Below are 17,526 nucleotides of genomic sequence, written 5' to 3'. Positions count from 1 at the left end.
GCGCGCGGTGATCGCGCGCTGCGCCTGGTGTGCCGTTCAGCTCACTCGCCGCGAATGTACTGCTCAAGCTGCTGAATGAGACTGGCCTGTGCGGCAATGGCTTCCTTCACCAGGTCGCCGATCGACAGCAGGCCCAGCAACTGGCCGTCTTCCACGACCGGCAGATGGCGCAGATGGCTGTCGGTCATGATCCCCATGCACGCTTCGACGCTCTGTTGCGAGTCGACGGTAATGACTTTGCTGCTCATGATTTCTCTGACCGGCGTGCCTACCGAGGAGCGCCCCTTGAGGATTACCTTGCGTGCATAGTCGCGCTCACTGACGACGCCGACCACCACGTTGCCCTCGACCACCGGCAGCGCACCGATGTTCTTTTCCGCCATCAGCTTGAGCGCATCCAGCACCATCTGGTCCGGGCCGATGGTATGCACTTGCTGGTTTTGCAGGTCTTTCAATTTCAGTAGTTGGGCGACGGTTTTCATGCTGTTCTCCGTGATCGGGACCTGTAAGACTGTAGTGCATTTTCAGGCGCACTACAGAATCGTGCAGCGCGCAGAGTCGAGCAACAAATAAATAGGGATAAGGGGCATAGACGCAATTAATTGACGGCACCTGAAAATGGCCTGAATTCGACTGCCGACCGCGCGCTTGACCTCACAGCCAAGTAGAATCAACGGTTTCGCCATGCGGTCGAGGTAGCAGCGTTGGATTTACAGCAGGGCTTCATCCTGAGTCGGCACTGGCAAGATACGCCCGCCGGGACCGAGGTCGACTTCTGGTTGGCCACTGATCAGGGGCCTCGCCATATTCGCCTGCCTTGCCAGCCCTCTGTCGCCTTTATTCCCGCCGAGCAGGGCGAACGTGCGCGGTCGTTGTTGCGTACCGAGCGTGGGGTGGAATTGCGTCCGCTGGAGCTTTGCGATTTTCGCCATCGACCTGTGCTTGGTGTGTATTGCCAGCAGCACCGCCAGTTGATGAACATCGAAAAACTGCTGCGCAGAGGCAATGTCGACGTTTACGAGGCAGACATTCGCCCACCCGAGCGCTACCTGATGGAGCGCTTCATCACCGCGCCAGTGCAATTCAGCGGTACGCCGAATGCCGAGGGCGTGCTTTGCGACGCGCAGATCAAGCCGGCCCCCGATTACCGTCCCAACCTGAAGCTGGCGTCGCTCGATATCGAAACCACGGCGCGTGGCGAGCTGTATTCGATCGCGCTGGAGGGCTGTGGTCAGCGCCAGGTGTACATGTTGGGGCCACCCAATGGTGGCGACGAGGTGCTGGATTTTCAGCTCGATTATTGCGATACCCGCGCGCAGTTGCTGGAGTGCCTGAATGGCTGGCTGGCGCTGCACGACCCTGACGCAATCATCGGCTGGAACGTTGTGCAGTTCGACCTGCGGGTTCTGCATGAACATGCCCAGCGTCTGCAAGTGCCATTGCGGCTCGGGCGTGGCGGTGAAGCAATGGGCTGGCGCGAGCATGGCAGCCGTAACAATCATTTTTTTGCCGAGGTCAGCGGGCGGCTGATCATCGACGGGATCGAGGCCTTGCGTTCCGCGACTTGGAGCTTTCCGTCGTTCAGTCTCGAGAATGTCGCGCAGACCCTGCTGGGCGAGGGCAAGGCCATTGATACGCCTTACCAGCGCATGGACGAAATCAACCGCATGTTCGCCGAGGACAAGCCTGCGCTGGCGCGTTACAACATCAAGGATTGCGAGCTGGTGACGCGCATCTTCGCCAAGACCCAGTTGCTGACCTTTTTGCTCGAACGCGCCACCGTAACGGGCCTGCCCGCTGATCGCAGCGGTGGTTCGGTGGCCGCGTTCTGCCATCTGTACATTCCGCTGATGCACCGCCAGGGCTTCGTCGCGCCCAATCTGGGCGAACGCATGCCAGAGGCCAGTCCTGGCGGTTTTGTGATGGATTCCCAGCCCGGGCTTTATGAATCGGTGCTGGTGCTGGACTACAAGAGCCTTTATCCGTCGATCATTCGCACCTTTCTCATCGATCCTGTGGGGTTGATCGAAGGCATGCGTCATCCCGAGGACAGCGCGTCGGTGCCAGGCTTTCGCGGCGCGCGCTTTTCCCGCACTCGCCATAGCCTGCCAGCGATAGTGGAACGTGTGTGGCAAGGTCGTGAGGCCGCCAAGCGCGAGCAGAATGCGCCGTTGTCCCAGGCTCTGAAAATCATCATGAATGCCTTCTACGGCGTGTTGGGTTCGAGCGGCTGCCGGTTCTTCGATCCGCGGCTGGCTTCATCGATCACCTTGCGCGGGCATGAAATCATGCTCAAGACCCGCGACCTGATCCAGGCACAGGGCTATACCGTGATTTATGGCGACACCGACTCGACGTTTGTCTGGCTGGGCCGTCCTCATGGGCAGGAAGAAGCGGCAAGTATCGGCAAGACGCTGGTGCAACAGGTCAACCAGTGGTGGCGTGAGCATCTGCACAATGAATATGGCTTGCACAGTGCGCTGGAGCTGCAATACGAAACACATTTCCGCCGCTTCCTGATGCCAACCGTGCGCGGCGCGGAGGAGGGCAGCAAGAAACGCTACGCCGGACTGGTCACTCGCGCCGACGGTTCCGAGGAGATGGTCTACAAGGGCCTGGAAACCGTGCGCACCGACTGGTCGCCGCTGGCTCAGCAGTTTCAGCAGGAGCTATACCTGCGCATCTTCAAGCGCCAGCCGTATCAGGATTATGTTCGTGACTACGTGCAGCGCACCCTGTCAGGCGAGCTGGATGACCTGTTGATCTACCGCAAGCGCTTGCGCCGCAAACTCGATGATTATCAGCGCAACGTGCCGCCCCACGTGCGCGCTGCGCGGCTCGCCGATGAATACAACGATCAGCAGGGGCGTCCACGTCAATACCAGAGCGGCGGCTGGATCAGCTACGTGATGACCACCGCCGGACCGGAACCTCTTGAGATTCGTCACGCGCCGATTGACTACGATCATTACGTGACGCGCCAGTTACAACCACTGGCGGATGCGATCCTGCCGTTTGTCGACGATGATTTCAGTACGCTGGTCGGCGGGCAATTAGGCTTGTTCTAATGCGCACCAAGCTGTTCGACGATCCACGGCAGCACCTGTTCGCATGAGGCGTCGATCTTCATTTCAAGCAATTCGTCTGCGCGGGTCTTGCCGTGGTTGATGGCGAAGACCGGTTTGCCCTGTTCGACCATTGCCTTGCACAGACGGAACGCCGACCAGGCCATCAATGACGTGCCGACCACCAGCAAGCCTTCCGCCTGCTCGACACTCGACGTTGCCTTGGCGGCGGTCTGCGGCGCGACGTTTTCACCAAAGAACACAACGTCCGGCTTGAGTCTGTCGCCGTCGCAATGCGGGCAGCGGGGCACACTGAAACCGGCTTCGAAAGCCGGGTCCAGCAGGGTGTCGCCATCGGGTGCCTGTTTGGCATCAACGCCGAGCAGATAGGGGTTTTGCTCGAGCATCTGCTCTTGAACATCCGCCCGCTCGCTGCGCTGCTGACAATCCAGGCACAGCACGCGGTGCAGGCTGCCGTGCAGTTCGATGACGTCCTGGCTTCCGGCCTGACTGTGCAGTGCATCGACGTTCTGGGTGATCAGTCCGCTGATGGCATTTTCAGCCTGCAACGCAGCCAGTGCCCGATGCGCGGCATTGGCCTGCGCCGCACGAATACGCGGCCAGCCCAGCATCGCCCGCGCCCAGTAACGTTGGCGAGCAGCGGGGTTGCCGACAAACTCCTGATACATCATCGGCTGTTTGCCACGCCGCACGCCGTCCTTGTCGCGGTAGTCCGGAATGCCGGACGCAGTGCTGATGCCTGCGCCGGTGACGACCAGAAAGGACTTGTCGGTCATTGTCTCGCATAGCGTTTCGAGCTGACTGTGGGTTGTAGTGTCCAGCATCTTCAAACCTCGAATGACCCGTATTGTCCGGACCTGTGTCTGCCAGATTAGCAGGCAGGTGCGAGCTGTGAGCGGCCAAGGCGGGCGTTGGTTCAATAGACCGTTGTCCACCCGGGGGCACACGTGGCAACCTTGGTTCTTTAACGCCTTGCCAAGGAAGCTCAAATGCGCTCGTTTCATTTCAAACAACTGGATGTGTTCAGCGATCAGCCTTTGCTCGGTAATCCGCTGGCGGTGGTGCTGGGCGCGGACGGGCTGAGTGATGAACAGATGGCCGCCTTTGCACGCTGGACCAATCTGAGTGAAACCACGTTTCTGCTCAAACCGACAGACCCGCGCGCCGACTATCGTGTTCGTATTTTCACGACCTTTAGAGAGCTTTCGTTTGCAGGTCACCCCACTCTGGGCAGTTGCCACGCCTGGCTCGAAAACGGTGGTGCAGCGCAGGGTGAGGAAATTATCCAGGAGTGCGGGATCGGTCTGGTGCGCATTCGTCGCGAGGGCAGCGGGCTGGCATTCACTGCGCCGCCTTTGTTGCGTTCGGGCCCCGTAGACCCTGAATTGATCGAGCAGATCCGCCTCGGTATGAAGCTGGAGGCGGGCGAGATTCTGGATGCGCGCTGGGTAGATAACGGCCCGGGTTGGGTCGCCTTCAGGCTGGCAGATCGCGCCAGTGTTCTGAGGTTGCAGCCGGATTACACACTATTGAGCGGCCTGAAACTCGGCGTCGTTGCGCCATGGGACCCGGCAGTCGATGGTGATGAGGCGCAGTTTGAAGTGCGCGCTTTTGTACCGGGCGACGGCGTGGTGGAAGACCCGGTGACCGGCAGCCTCAATGCCGGAATCGCTCGCTGGTTTCTGGAAGAGGGGCTGGCACCGGACAATTACATCGTCAGTCAGGGTGCCGCGCTCAGCCGCAAGGGACGAGTCTCCATTCAGCGTGTAGGTGAAGATATCTGGGTGGGCGGCTCGACGGTTACCTGTATTGAAGGGCGCGTTTCGCTTTAGGCGCTCATCGTCATAAACAACACTTGAAGAGCTCGGAATACCGGGTAACAAGAGCCCGAGAGCGAAAGACTCAATCTCTGTGCGCAATCTTTTTGCCACGTCGGGCGGCGATATCGCTGGCCTGGCCGTCGCGTTGTTTGCCAGTCCGGGCCTGGGTGATCAGCGCTGGAATCAAAGGGCCTTCGGGCAGGTTCTTCCAGAAGCGCGAAGGGAAGTGGCCTTCCATGACTTTGGGGTTCAGACGTGCAGGGTTGAATATGTGGCTGTAATAGGTGAGCCACAACTCGCCATGCGGGTCTTCGACCTGCCGGGCCATGGTCTGCCACGCGTCAGGGCAGCGGCGCTCGTGGATCAGCTGCTTGCCGTCGTAATACACGCCGTCCTGGGGAGTCGCGATCATCCAGCGGTGCTGGCCCATGCGGCCGATGAAATGCTCACTGGCACTGAGCAGAATATCGTGCGCTGGCTCATGCCAGGCCACGTACTGCGGGCGCATGATGGCCACGTCATCAGCGACAGGCGGCAAGGCGACAAAGCGTAGAAATGCGTGCAGATGATGCGCCTCACGTCTGACCGACTTGAGACGACGGTGCAGCTCGCTGCCAAGCTTGTCGCCAGCCATCATGGCCGTGCGATCACCGTGGGTGACGCGCCACAGTACTTCGTACAACAGGCTCCAGCGCTGATCGCCCCGGTAGCGCGAGGCGCTTTCCAGCAGTTGCACCAATTCCAGTGGAACCCTCGCCTGAAAGGGGCCATGTTCCCGCGGGTACTCTTCTTCGCTGCCAAACAGGTCGGCGGCATCCGGTGACTTCCAGCTGACCTGGCTGGGGTCGATTTCATGGCTCAGCAGCCAGCGTGCCTGTTGCCGCCAGGTGCCGAACATGTCGTCGCAGTCGAGGCAGATCATCCCCACAACCCCATTTGCTGAGGCTGCGGCCTGTCACGCAACTGGTGATGCAGAAATTCGCTGGTGGTTTCCGCATGCGGCGGGTGGTAATCGCTGGTAATAATAAACGGCTTGGCCTTGGCCAGTATGCAGCGCATGCGGGTGAGGTCTTCATAGCGGATACGCCGTTGCCTGCGCAGCTCGACCAGCCGCTGTGTGGTACGAATGCCGATGCCTGGCACCCGGGCAATCAGCGCCGCGTCGGCCTTGTTCAGGTCCAGCGGAAACACCTGTCGGTTGCCCAGCGCCCAGGCCAGCTTGGGGTCGATGTCCAGTGCCAGGTCGCCGGGGCCGTTGAGCAACTCGCCTGCAGTAAAACCGTAGCCACGCAAAAGGAAGTCGGCCTGATACAGCCGGTGTTCGCGCATCAGCGGCGGTGCAGCCAGTGGCACACTGTTGGGGCTGTTGGGGATAGGGCTGAACGCTGAGTAGTAGACCCGGCGCAGTTTGAAATTGCTGTACAGCGACTGCGCGCTGTGCAGGATGGTGCTGTCGTCGGTAGCATCGGCACCGACGATCATTTGCGTACTTTGCCCGGCCGGGGCAAAGCGCGGCGACCGCGGTTCGTTGCGCACGGTCTGCTCGCCGGTGTAAATGGTCTGCATGGCCTGCTTGATCGACGCGACGTCTTTTTCCGGTGCGAGGGTCTGCAGGCTCAGGTCGGTCGGCAGCTCGATATTGACGCTAAGGCGGTCGGCATAGCGACCCGCTTTTTCGATCAGCGCCGGATCGGCGTCGGGGATGGTCTTGAGGTGGATATAACCGCGAAACTCGTGCACTTCGCGCAACAGCCGGGCGACCTCGACCAGTTGCTCCATGGTGTAATCCGCAGAGCGGATGATCCCGGAACTCAAAAACAGCCCACTGACGCAATTGCGACGGTAGAAGTCCAGCGTCAGGGTGACCACTTCTTCGGGTGTGAAGCGCGCACGAGGCACGTCGCTGGAGCGGCGGTTGACGCAGTATTGGCAGTCGTAAAAGCAGAAATTGGTCAACAGGATTTTCAGCAGCGACACGCAACGCCCATCCGGCGTATAGCTATGGCAGATGCCCATGCCGTTGGTGGAACCCAGCCCGGATTTGTCCTGCGAGCTGCGCTTGGGTGCTCCACTGCTGGCGCACGACGCATCGTACTTGGCGGCGTCCGCCAGAATGCTGAGCTTGTCGATAAGCTGCATGAAGTGCCCCTTTACTGTTTGCATGTACAGTATAGGGTCGGCTGCAGCTCGACAAGTACCGTACAGCGGGCCTGCACGTATCGCTATGGGTTAACGATTTTCAGCGAGGGTGAAGGTTTGTCCGGACGGGCGCACTCAAGGATGAATGTTATTTAATAACATTTACGTGACCGGTATGTAATACTGTAACAAATAGTTGCAGGTTACTTTCGCGTGAAAACTCCTTTTGCCTCGATAGCAGGCTCCGTGCTGGCCCAATCGGCCTGGAAGCGGGTCCTGTTTTCTCTTGCGGTGCTGATATTGCTCTGGCTGGCCATCGGCTGGTCGGTGGCCATTCCATGAGTGCAGCCATTGCTCTGGAAAACCTTACTGTGGCCTATGAGCGCCGCCCGGCGGTGCACCACATCAGCGGGCGGTTCGAGGCGGGCAGCCTGACGGCCATCGTCGGCCCGAACGGGGCGGGTAAATCGACCTTGATCAAGGCCATCGCCGGCACCATGAAGCCCGCTCAGGGGCGCGTCGACCGTGGCCGCCTGGCGACCCGCACGATAGGCTACTTACCCCAGGCCGCAGAAATCGATCGCAGTTTTCCGCTGAGCGTCGCCGATACCGTTTCGATGGGGGCCTGGCACAGCATCGGGCCGTTTCGCAGCCTGACACGCAATCATGCACGACTGACCGGGGAAGCGCTGAGCACGGTCGGCCTGGAGGGCTTTGAAGGGCGCAGCGTCGGTTCGTTGTCATCCGGCCAGTTTCAGCGGGTGCTGTTTGCCCGACTGCTGCTACAGGACGCTTCGGTGATTCTGCTGGACGAGCCATTCACCGCCATCGACGCACGCACCACCCGTGATCTGCTGGAACTGGTGCGCGCCTGGCACGGGCAGGGGCGCACAGTTATTGCGGTCCTGCACGATATCGAACAGGTGCGTCAGCACTTTCCGCAAACCCTGCTGATGGCCCGTGAAGCCATTGCCTGGGGCGAAACCTCGCAAGTGCTCAGCGCCGCCAACCTGCGCAAGGCGCGCAACATGGCCGAGTACTGGAGCCCGGACGCCTTGCTGTGTGATAGCGAGGACGAGCGCTCATGATGCTCTATAGCCTGGTCGTCGAGCCTTTTATCGAATTCGGTTTCATGCGCCGCGCGCTGGTGGCGTGCCTGGCGCTGGGGATTGGTTCCGGGCCGGTGGGCGTGCTGTTGATGCTGCGCCGTATGAGTCTGGTGGGCGATGCCATGAGCCATGCGGTGCTGCCCGGCGCGGCGGTGGGCTTCATGGTCGCCGGGCTGTCGTTGCCCGCGATGGGCTTCGGCGGGCTGATCGCTGGGCTGGCAGTGGCCTTGCTGTCAGGGCTGGTGAGTCGGTTGACCTCGCTGCGTGAAGACGCCAGCTTTGCCAGCTTTTACCTGACCTCTCTGGCGGCCGGGGTGCTGATCGTTTCGCTGCATGGCTCCAGTGTCGACCTGCTGCATGTGCTGTTCGGCACCATTCTGGCCATCAATGACACCGCTATCTACATGGTCGGCAGCATCGCTTCCTTCACGCTGATTCTGTTGGCAGTGATCTATCGCCCATTGGTGCTGGAATGCTTCGATCCGGGCTTCCTGCGTGCGGTCGGCGGACGCGGCTCGCTGTACCACGTGTTGTTCCTGCTGCTGGTGGTGCTGAACCTGGTCGCAGGTTTTCAGGCGCTGGGCACCTTGATGGCCGTGGGCATGATGATGCTGCCGGCAACCGCGGCACGTTTCTGGACCAACTCGCTGAGTGGCCTGATGGTGATTTCGACACTCCTGGCGACCTTGTCAGGCCTGATCGGCCTGATCGTTTCCTACCACCTTGGCGTCGCCTCGGGGCCGGCCATCGTGCTTACCGCCAGTGCGTTCTACGGCCTTTCCCTGTTGTTCGGGCGCACGGGCATCGTGCGCCGACTATTTCCCAAACCTCACCTGGCTAACTGAAAAGGTACGTCATGAAACGATTGATGGTGTTGAGTTCCATAGCTGCACTGGCGCTGTCCGCATTCGCCAGCCTGGCCCAGGCCAAACCGCTGGAAGCCGTCGCGTCGTTCACGGTCATCGCGGACATGGTCAGTACGGTCGGCGGCGACCGTGTTCACGTAAAGTCCCTGATCGGCCCGAACGGCGATCCGCATGTCTACGAGCCAACACCAAGTGATGCCCAGGCGTTGAAAAATGCCGACCTGGCGTTTGTCAGTGGACTGCATCTGGAAGGCTGGATGGATCGTCTCATCAAAGCGTCGGGCTACAAGGGCAAGCCGGTAGTGCTCTCTGAAGGGATCAAGACCCGCAGCATGGACGAAGACGGCAAGCGCATTGTCGACCCGCACGCCTGGAACAGCGCCGCCAACGGGGTGATTTATGTGCGTAACATTATCGCCGCGCTGAAGAAAGCCGACCCGGACGGGGCCAGCGAGTATCAGGCCAATGGCGATCGCTACATCGTCGAGCTGCAGCAACTGGACATTTACGCCCGCGATCAGATTCAGTCGATTCCGGCCGCCAAGCGCAAGATCCTCACCTCTCATGATGCGTTCGGCTACTTTGGCGATGCCTATGGCGTAACCTTCCTGTCACCGTTGGGCTTGTCTACCGAATCGGAAGCGTCGGCAGCTGATGTCTCGAAACTGATTCGTCAGATCAAGGCCGAGCATGTCAGTGCCTACTTCTTCGAAAACTCCAGCGACCCGCGTCTGGTCAAGCAGATTGCCGAAGCCAGTGGTGCCCAGCCAGGCGGCGAGTTGTACGTTGAAGCCTTGTCGCCAGCCGATGGCCCTGCGTCGACCTACGCGAAGATGTTCCGTTACAACGTCGACACCCTGACTGCGGCAATGAAGCGCAATCAGTAACCTTGAGAGTCGCCAGCCCCTGGGTTTCAGGGGCTGGGCGACTTTCAACCAACGTCACTAGTTATTGAGAAACTTGAACACGGTGGTCTGGGTGTAGGTTTTGCCTGGGTCCAGTCGTGTGCTGGGGAATTTCGGCTGATTGGGCGCATCAGGATAGTGCTGGGTCTCCAGGGTAAAGGCACCCCAGTGCGGGTAGACCTTGCCCGCCTTGCCGTGAATGCTGCCGTCCAGGAAGTTGCCGGTATACAGTTGTACGCCTGGCTCGGTAGTGAACAGCTGCAACCTGCGGCCTGATTGCGGGTCGCTGACCTCGGCGGCCAGTTTCTTCACATCACCTTTAGTGTCGAGTACCCAGTTGAAATCAAAGCCGCCTTGTTTGGGTTCGGCATATTTCAACTGCTGGTGATCGTCCTTGATGTGCTTGCCGAACGCGGTGGGCTTGAGAAAGTCCATCGGCGTGCCCGCGACGGCAGGCAGTTCGCCGGTCGGGATCAGCTTGTCGTTGACCGGTGTGTAGTGCGAAGCGTGCAGGGTGGCGACCTGTTTGAGGACATCACCACTGCCTGCACCCGCCAGGTTGAAATAGCTGTGGTTGGTCAGGTTCAGCACTGTCGGCTTGTCAGTGGTGGCACGGTAGTCAATCTTCAGCTCGTTTTGCTCATTCAGGCTGTAAGTGACTTCGGTTTTCAATGTGCCCGGAAAGCCCATCTCGCCATCCGGCGACACGTACGTCAGCTTCACGCCGACCGAATCACCGGTCTTGGTTTCTTCTGCCTTCCAGAGTCGTTTATCAAAACCCTGAGTGCCGCCGTGCAGGGCATTGGTCTTGTCGTTGAGCGGGACCTGGTAGGTCTTGCCATCCAGGCTGAACTTGCCGCCTGCCAGACGGTTGCCGAATCGGCCGATGGTCGCGCCGAAGTAAACCGTGCCGTTGTTCTGGTAGCCCTGAACATCGTCGAAGCCCAGGACGATGTCCTCGACCTTTCCGGCCTTGTCAGGCACCAGCAGCGACTGCAGCGTCGCGCCGTAGGTGATGATGCTGGCCTGCACGCCGTGACTGTTGCGCAGGGTGAATTTCTCGACGGCAGTGCCGTCGGGCAGTTGGCCGAAAGTGCTGTGTTCGCTGGAGAGTGCCGCGGCCTGTGCAGTCAAGGTGCTGATCATCAAGGACAGTCCAAGGGTGCTGAGGAGAGCATGTGTTTTCATCTGATCTGCCTGCTTTTATTGTTATTGGTAAGACTATTTGATCGGATTAAAGCCGATGCATGGATTTATAGCCTATAAAATGCCACTTGAAAAATAAATTGTAATACTATTTAGTAGTGCCAGCTTCACTGAGGCGCGGTGCCCGTGGCGGTCGATCCGCTGGGTGCCTGCGAAACAGGTCGACTGGGCACGCAGGTTGGACAAGACTGCGACGCAAACATCCAAAAAGTGCCTTTACAACAATAACAAAGGACATTTTTCATGAACTGGTTGCCCGTTTCCGAGCACCGTTTCAAGCTGGCCGAGGGCTCCTTCTGGGACGCCGCAGAGCAGGCCTTGTACTGGGTCGACATTGCCGGTTTTCTGGCTTGTCGGCTGGTTGCCGGGGAGTATCGCCAATGGCGCATGCCCGAGCCGGTCTCTGCGTTTATACCGACCGAGCAGGGCGACGCACTGGTGACTCTGGCCAGCGGTGTGTATCGCCTTGACCTCAAATCCGAAAAAACCTCACTGGCGTTGTTCTGCGTGGCAGACCCGACCCCTGGCAATCGCGCCAACGAGGCCCGTTGCGACGCGCGCGGCCGCCTGTGGCTGGGCAGCATGCAAAACAATATCGATGCCGAAGGCAAAGACTTACCTTTGGTTCGTCGTTCAGGCGGGCTGTTCCGGGTTGAACCCGACGCCCGCGTGACGCGTTTGCTGGACGGGCAGGGCATCGTCAATACCCTGCTTTGGAATACCGACGGCAGCGTGCTGTACAGCGCCGATACCCTCGACGAAGTGATCTACCAATACCCTGTGCAGGAAGATGGCTTGCTGGGACCACGTCAGGTATGGGCGGCCGAGCAGAGCCAGGGTTCGCCCGACGGCTCGGCAATGGATGCCGAAGGTTATGTCTGGAATGCGCGCTGGGCAGGCAGTTGCCTGATCCGCTTTGCCCCCGACGGCAGTGTCGACCGGGTTATCGAGCTGCCCGTCAGCCATCCCACCAGTTGCGTGTTCGGTGGTCCTGACCTGGAGACGCTGTATGTCACCAGTGCAGCGCCTGCCGATGCTCATGGACGGTTCGATGGCGCGGTGCTGATGGCGCATGTTGGCGTCAAAGGAACGCTGTGTCAGCGCTTCAGCGGTTGAAAAAAGTACCGTGCCGTCGCCTTTTCTGCAGCGGCGTCGCGATGGGAAATGCAGGAGTGACATTCGGTTACATAGCGGTCATTCATTATATGGTATGACTATTTAATCGGTTCTCGAACGCCTATGCGTTTGCAACCGCCACCTCGCTGAACGCTGTAGCTATTCAATAAAAATAAGGAGTTAGCTATGTTGAGTCGTCACGGGATTCGTTCCCTGTGCTGTGCCGCCGTCACCACCGCCATTCTGGGCATGAGTGGCATCACCTCCGCTGCTGATGAAGTCAAAATCGGCTTTCTGGTCAAGCAGGCTGAAGAGCCTTGGTTCCAGACCGAATGGGCGTTTGCTGAAAAGGCAGGCAAGGAGCATGGTTTTACCGTGCTCAAGATTGCCGTGCCAGACGGTGAAAAGACTCTTTCCGCTATCGACAGCCTGGCCGCCAACGGTGCCAAGGGCTTTGTGATCTGCCCGCCTGATGTCTCTCTGGGCCCTGCAATCGTGGCCAAGGCCAAGGCGCTCGGTTTGAAAGTCATGGCCGTGGACGATCGTTTTGTCGACGCCAAAGGCAACTTCATGGAGGACGTGCCATATCTGGGCATGGCAGCCTTTGAAGTGGGCCAGAAGCAAGGTGCCGCCATGGCCACCGAAGCGAAGAACCGCAAGTGGGATGAGGGCGGGTGGAAAGGCACCTACGCGATCATCAACACCTACAACGAGCTGGACACCGGCAAGAAACGCACTGACGGTTCGGTGAAGGCGCTTGAAGAGGCCGGTTTGCCGAAAGATCACATCCTGTTCACCGCGCAGAAAACCCTTGATGTACCAGGCAGCATGGACGCCACCAACTCGGCGCTGCCAAAACTGCCGGGCGATGCGAAGAACCTGATCATCGGCGGCATGAACGACAACACTGTTCTGGGTGGCGTACGCGCGACGGCGAGCAATGGTTTCAGCGCGAAAAACGTTATAGGGATCGGCATCAACGGCACCGATGCCATTGATGAACTGAAGAAAAAAGAGAGTGGCTTCTTTGGTTCCATGCTGCCAAGCCCGGACAAGGAAGGCTACAACACCGCGCTGTATATGTATAAGTGGGTCACCGAGGGCGTCGAACCGCCTAAATATACCGCTATGGACGATGTGACACTGATCACCCGCGCCAACTTCCAGGAAGTATTGACCAAGATCGGTCTGTGGAAGTGAGTTGACTGAGGGGCCTGATTTTCAGGCCCCTCACACGTGCGAGGAGGTTGGTTTCATGCAACAGGCTATCGAGCAAACATCCATAAACGGTGCCTTGCGCTTCAACGGCATCGGCAAGGTTTTCCCCGGCGTAAAGGCGCTTTCGGACATCAGTTTCGAAGCGCGTCCCGGCAGTGTTCACGCCTTGATGGGAGAGAACGGTGCCGGTAAATCCACGCTGCTGAAAATCCTCGGCGGCTCTTATCAGCCCAATAGCGGCACCTTGCAGATCGGTGAGCAGAGCTACCAGTTCAAATCCACCGCCGAGAGCATTGCGGCGGGTGTGGCGGTGATTCACCAGGAATTGCATCTGGTCCCGGAAATGACTGTCGCCGAGAACCTGCTGCTTGGGCACATGCCCAATCGTTTCGGTTTGATCAATCGTGGCGCGATGTACCGTCGGGCAGGCGAGCTGCTCAAAGGCCTGGCTGACGAAATCGACCCGCGCACTCGCCTGGGTGATCTTTCACTGGGCCAGCGGCAATTGGTGGAAATCGCCAAGGCCATGTCACGCAATGCGCACGTCATCGCTTTTGACGAACCCACCAGCAGCCTGTCGGCACGTGAAATTGACCGGTTGATGGCGATCATCGTGCGGCTGCGCGACGAGGGGCGGGTGATTCTTTACGTATCCCATCGCATGGAAGAAATCTTCCGTGTCTGTGATGCCGTAACGGTATTCAAGGACGGTCGGTTTGTAAAAACCTTCGAGCAGATGGCCGATCTGGATCATGACCGGCTGGTGACCTGCATGGTCGGCCGCGATATTCAGGACATCTACAACTACCGTCCGCGTCAGCATCAAGGGCCTAGCCTGCGAGTGACCGGGTTACTGGGGCCGGGGTTGCACGAACCGGTGAGTTTTGCCGTAGAGAAGGGTGAAGTGCTGGGGTTCTTCGGGCTGGTGGGCGCCGGGCGTACCGAGCTGTTCCGTCTGCTGTCGGGTCTGACACGCAGCACGGCAGGCACGTTGCAGCTGGACGGCAAGCCACTGACGCTCAAGTCCCCGCGTGACTCGATCGAAGCGGGCATTCTGCTCTGCCCGGAGGACCGCAAAAAGGAAGGTATCGTGCCGCTGTCCAGCGTCGCGGAGAACATCAACATCGGTGCACGGCCCCGGCATGTAAATCTTGGCTGCCTGATCCAGGGCCGCTGGGAGCGCGACAACGCGCGCAGCCAGATCAAGTCGATGAACGTCAAGACACCATCGCCCGAGCAACAGATCATGTTCCTCTCTGGCGGCAATCAGCAGAAGGCGATTCTCGGTCGCTGGCTGTCGATGCCGATGAAGGTCCTGTTGCTGGACGAGCCCACCCGCGGGATAGACGTCGGTGCCAAATCCGAGATCTACGAGATCATTCACAACCTGGCCGCCGACGGGATTGCGGTCATCGTGGTGTCCAGTGACCTGATGGAAGTCATGGGTATTTCCGACCGCATTCTGGTGATGAGCGAAGGCGCGATCACCGGTGAACTCAACCGCGATGAGGCTGATGAATCGCGACTCCTGCAATTGGCTCTGCCTCGTACGCGCAGCTGATAACCGGTCCCCTGACCATGAACAATAAGAAAGAGGTGCATATGTCTACCGAATCCAGCCTGCAGGCTCCCCGTCAGGGCATGAACCTGCGTCGTTTTGCCGATGACTGGGTGATGCTCCTGGCTGCCGTGGGAATCTTCCTGCTGTGCGCCGTGTTCATCGACAACTTCATGTCACCGCTGAACATGCGGGGGCTAGGCCTTGCGATTTCCACTGTAGGCATTGCTGCCTGCACCATGCTCTTTTGCCTGGCGTCCGGGCACTTCGACCTGTCGGTCGGTTCGGTGCTGGCCTGTTCCGGGGTGATCGCCGGGATTGTTATCCGCGACACCGACAGCGTGTTTCTCGGTGTTTCTGCCGCGCTGGCGCTGGGGCTGGTGGTTGGCCTGATCAATGGCATCGTGATTGCCAAGCTGCGCATCAATGCCCTGATCACGACTCTGGCGACCATGCAGATCGTGCGCGGCCTTGCGTATATCTTCTCCAACGGCAAGGCCGTCGGCGTCTCCAACGAGGATTTCTTCATCTTCGGCAACGGCCAGATATATGGCGTGCCAGTGCCGATCCTGATCACCATCGCCTGCTTCATATTCTTCGGCTGGTTGCTCAACTACACCACCTACGGGCGCAACACCATGGCTATCGGTGGCAACCAGGAAGCTGCGTTGCTGGCGGGTGTGCATGTCGATCGCACCAAGATCATCATCTTCGCGGTTCACGGGCTTGTCGGGGCACTGGCTGGCGTGGTGCTGGCTTCGCGTATGACCTCGGGGCAGCCAATGATCGGTCAGGGTTTCGAGCTGACCATCATCTCGGCTTGCGTACTGGGCGGTGTTTCGCTGAGCGGCGGCATCGGCATGATCCGCCATGTAATCGCTGGTGTGTTGATTCTGGCGATCATCGAGAATGCGATGAACCTGAAGAATATCGATACGTTCTACCAATACGTGATTCGCGGCACGATTCTGTTGCTGGCGGTTATCATCGACCGACTGAAGCGTCGCTGAACCTGTTGGCCGCTGTTATGGCATTGCTGTTTAGTCGCGAGGGCATGAGCGACATGGATGGAGATGCAAGTAGCGGCTGAGTTCAGGGGGCTGATCACTTGCAGAGTGGACAGGTAACAACGGTATTGTTCTATAACAGTGCAGCCGCAAAGTGACTACTTTGCGGCTGTTTTTAACCGGTGCTTTTAGCCGCGAGGCGGGCAAGGGAGGCCGGTATCGTCACAGGCGTTGTTGATACGGAAGCCGTTTTTCAGCCTCGTCGCTACTTGCAGTGGTGCAGATGTGGTGCGAGTGGCTTCAGTCTTGCCGGCCTCTTGCACGAGCGCGTGTTTGCCATCGACAGCTGGTGCGGTTTGTATACCGGTGGCGGCAAATGCCGTGCCCTGCAGGCCGATGATTGCAATGGTTGTCACAACGAGAGCTTTCAATGCGGACTTTGCTGTTACTCGGTTCATGATGTTTTCTCTGCGTGGCTTAATGATGGGGTGGCTACAAATAACTGCATTAAAGTTGCTGAATAGCAGGTTGTTGGCCACGTGAATAATGTCTATTTTTTTTATGACGGTAAGGCTGTTTTTTGGCCTGTGAAAAAAATTTAACTTGGCGTGCTTATTAATAGTGTCGCACCGTTAATCTCATGATGTTTCTCATGCCATTCATGACGCTGAAGTTATAGAGGCTTGCTGTCGAATTTACCGGTACTGCACTAGCCGAGTCCGGAAATCCAGCTCCGCTCTGGTGCCTAGCGTCGGCATCGACTCCAGGGTCAGCGTCCACCGAAATCGTTCGCAGATGCGCCGCACCAGAAAAAGCCCCAGGCCTTTCCCGGTGCCCGCTCTGGTCGAGTTTCTCAGCAGAGACAGGTAGTGGAGGGACGCCTGCGCAGTGTCGAAGCCCCCTCCAGCGGGAACATGCAGCCTTATCAACTGCACTGGGTCCGCGATCCTGGGCTCAGAGCGAATTTGGCGGTCGCTTGCAACGGCCAGAAAGCTGCAGCATCAGCGGCCGAGCTCATCGTGATCGTGGCGAGTCCTGCGCTGGGGTTGCGTACAGCCAACGCACAACTTGACCACGTTGAAGGTTCGTCTGTGTTGGGAGCAGATTCAAAGGCCTATTACCGCAAGCAGATAGGTATGTTCAAGAAGATTCTCGGAGTGGGATCTTCTGTTTTATGGTCGCCGATCGTTTCGCTTGCAGCGCTGATCCGACCGACCCTCTCGCTACTCCCCATCGGCCATATCGGCGGTCGGCAATGGGCGGCACGCAATGCCATCTTTGCAGCTCAAACCATCATGCTTGGCGCAGCCGCGAAGGGCATCGATACGTGCCCGATGGAAGGATTTTCAGGTGCGAAAGTTGCCAAACTTCTCAAGCTGCCACGTGGTGCCGTCACACCGCTGGTTATCGCTCTTGGCTATCGAGCAGACGACGCGAGAATCGAAGAGCGGTGGCGCAATTCGATTTCAGACATCGTCGTTACACACTGAAGTAGA

17 protein-coding genes and 1 pseudogene are annotated in these 17,526 nt (G+C 58.8%); 11 read left to right on the top strand and 7 right to left on the bottom strand.

The genetic code is table 11. The annotated features are described in order from the left end of the window. Positions 1-41 precede the first annotated feature (41 nt). Positions 42-482 carry a CBS domain-containing protein gene (locus RYB09_RS15235; protein ID WP_316889173.1) on the bottom strand — a complete coding sequence of 147 codons (441 nt, stop codon included), beginning with the start codon at positions 480-482 and terminating at the stop codon, positions 42-44. Between the two features lie 222 nt (positions 483-704). Between RYB09_RS15235 and RYB09_RS15230 the strand changes: the two genes are divergently transcribed. Beyond that, a complete protein-coding gene (locus RYB09_RS15230) occupies positions 705-3,068 on the top strand; it encodes a DNA polymerase II (RefSeq protein ID WP_316889171.1) in 2,364 nt (787 codons plus the stop codon). Here RYB09_RS15230 and RYB09_RS15225 read toward each other — a convergent pair. After that, complete coding sequence (locus RYB09_RS15225; RefSeq protein WP_316889168.1) at positions 3,065-3,910, bottom strand: NAD-dependent protein deacetylase; 846 nt, start codon at positions 3,908-3,910, stop codon at positions 3,065-3,067. The genes RYB09_RS15230 and RYB09_RS15225 overlap by 4 nt on opposite strands. A gap of 165 nt (positions 3,911-4,075) precedes the next feature. Between RYB09_RS15225 and RYB09_RS15220 the strand changes: the two genes are divergently transcribed. Continuing rightward, complete coding sequence (locus RYB09_RS15220; RefSeq protein ID WP_316889166.1) at positions 4,076-4,918, top strand: PhzF family phenazine biosynthesis protein; 843 nt, start codon at positions 4,076-4,078, stop codon at positions 4,916-4,918. 70 nt (positions 4,919-4,988) lie between these two features. Here RYB09_RS15220 and RYB09_RS15215 read toward each other — a convergent pair whose 3' ends face one another. Together RYB09_RS15215 and RYB09_RS15210 are read right to left on the bottom strand one after the other, a co-directional pair. Continuing rightward, positions 4,989-5,828, bottom strand: coding sequence for a TIGR03915 family putative DNA repair protein (locus RYB09_RS15215; protein ID WP_122281383.1), 840 nt, complete (start codon positions 5,826-5,828; stop codon positions 4,989-4,991). Next, positions 5,825-7,045 (bottom strand): putative DNA modification/repair radical SAM protein, encoded by a 1,221-nt coding sequence (locus RYB09_RS15210; RefSeq protein ID WP_122258445.1) that lies wholly within the window; start codon positions 7,043-7,045, stop codon positions 5,825-5,827. The genes RYB09_RS15215 and RYB09_RS15210 overlap by 4 nt, the downstream gene beginning before the upstream one ends. Positions 7,046-7,258: 213 nt before the next feature. Here RYB09_RS15210 and RYB09_RS15205 point away from each other — a divergent pair, with 213 nt between their 5' ends. From RYB09_RS15205 to RYB09_RS15190, 4 genes are read left to right on the top strand one after another with little or no spacing between them, the layout of a single operon-like run. Continuing rightward, positions 7,259-7,387, top strand: a complete 129-nt coding sequence (locus RYB09_RS15205; RefSeq protein WP_002553552.1) for a hypothetical protein — start codon at positions 7,259-7,261, stop codon at positions 7,385-7,387. After that, the gene (aztA, locus tag RYB09_RS15200) at positions 7,384-8,133 is read left to right on the top strand and encodes a zinc ABC transporter ATP-binding protein AztA (protein ID WP_005733071.1); all 750 of its coding nucleotides are present in this window, start codon (positions 7,384-7,386) and stop codon (positions 8,131-8,133) included. Before RYB09_RS15205 ends, aztA begins: the two co-directional genes overlap by 4 nt. After that, positions 8,130-8,999 carry a metal ABC transporter permease gene (locus RYB09_RS15195; RefSeq protein ID WP_316889162.1) on the top strand — a complete coding sequence of 290 codons (870 nt, stop codon included), beginning with the start codon at positions 8,130-8,132 and terminating at the stop codon, positions 8,997-8,999. Before aztA ends, RYB09_RS15195 begins: the two co-directional genes overlap by 4 nt. Positions 9,000-9,010: 11 nt before the next feature. Then, positions 9,011-9,907 (top strand): metal ABC transporter substrate-binding protein, encoded by an 897-nt coding sequence (locus tag RYB09_RS15190; RefSeq protein ID WP_122258443.1) that lies wholly within the window; start codon positions 9,011-9,013, stop codon positions 9,905-9,907. Positions 9,908-9,964: 57 nt separating this feature from the next. Here the strand turns inward: RYB09_RS15190 and RYB09_RS15185 are convergent, their stop codons facing one another. Beyond that, positions 9,965-11,113 (bottom strand): aldose epimerase family protein, encoded by a 1,149-nt coding sequence (locus RYB09_RS15185; RefSeq protein ID WP_058407519.1) that lies wholly within the window; start codon positions 11,111-11,113, stop codon positions 9,965-9,967. Between the two features lie 261 nt (positions 11,114-11,374). On the opposite strand from RYB09_RS15185, the gene RYB09_RS15180 reads away from it, so the two are divergent. The 4 genes from RYB09_RS15180 to araH all read left to right on the top strand — a co-directional run bounded on the left by RYB09_RS15180 (position 11,375) and on the right by araH (position 16,033). After that, positions 11,375-12,247 carry an SMP-30/gluconolactonase/LRE family protein gene (locus RYB09_RS15180; protein ID WP_316889159.1) on the top strand — a complete coding sequence of 291 codons (873 nt, stop codon included), beginning with the start codon at positions 11,375-11,377 and terminating at the stop codon, positions 12,245-12,247. A gap of 186 nt (positions 12,248-12,433) precedes the next feature. Then, entirely contained in the window at positions 12,434-13,447 is a 1,014-nt protein-coding gene (locus RYB09_RS15175) for a substrate-binding domain-containing protein (protein WP_003410036.1), read from the top strand. A 55-nt stretch (positions 13,448-13,502) separates the two neighbouring features. Then, positions 13,503-15,026 carry an L-arabinose ABC transporter ATP-binding protein AraG gene (araG, locus tag RYB09_RS15170; RefSeq protein ID WP_002553558.1) on the top strand — a complete coding sequence of 508 codons (1,524 nt, stop codon included), beginning with the start codon at positions 13,503-13,505 and terminating at the stop codon, positions 15,024-15,026. Positions 15,027-15,067: 41 nt separating this feature from the next. Continuing rightward, the gene (gene araH, locus RYB09_RS15165) at positions 15,068-16,033 is read left to right on the top strand and encodes an L-arabinose ABC transporter permease AraH (protein ID WP_004664988.1); all 966 of its coding nucleotides are present in this window, start codon (positions 15,068-15,070) and stop codon (positions 16,031-16,033) included. A 185-nt stretch (positions 16,034-16,218) separates the two neighbouring features. Here araH and RYB09_RS15160 read toward each other — a convergent pair whose 3' ends face one another. Then, on the bottom strand, positions 16,219-16,461 hold the full coding sequence (locus tag RYB09_RS15160; RefSeq protein WP_057403681.1) for a hypothetical protein: 243 nt from the start codon (positions 16,459-16,461) through the stop codon (positions 16,219-16,221). A gap of 264 nt (positions 16,462-16,725) precedes the next feature. Then, positions 16,726-16,938 (bottom strand): annotated as a pseudogene (locus RYB09_RS15155) (ATP-binding protein); the annotation flags it as partial. Between the two features lie 6 nt (positions 16,939-16,944). Between RYB09_RS15155 and RYB09_RS15150 the strand changes: the two are divergent. Further along, positions 16,945-17,520 carry a nitroreductase family protein gene (locus RYB09_RS15150; protein ID WP_316889156.1) on the top strand — a complete coding sequence of 192 codons (576 nt, stop codon included), beginning with the start codon at positions 16,945-16,947 and terminating at the stop codon, positions 17,518-17,520. Positions 17,521-17,526 lie beyond the last annotated feature (6 nt).

Origin of the sequence: Pseudomonas syringae group sp. J254-4 (assembly GCF_032586855.1) — a bacterium.
Lineage (GTDB): Bacteria > Pseudomonadota > Gammaproteobacteria > Pseudomonadales > Pseudomonadaceae > Aquipseudomonas > Aquipseudomonas amygdali.
Note: the sequence above shows the minus strand (reverse complement) of the source record. Positions and strands in the feature narration are given on the sequence as shown.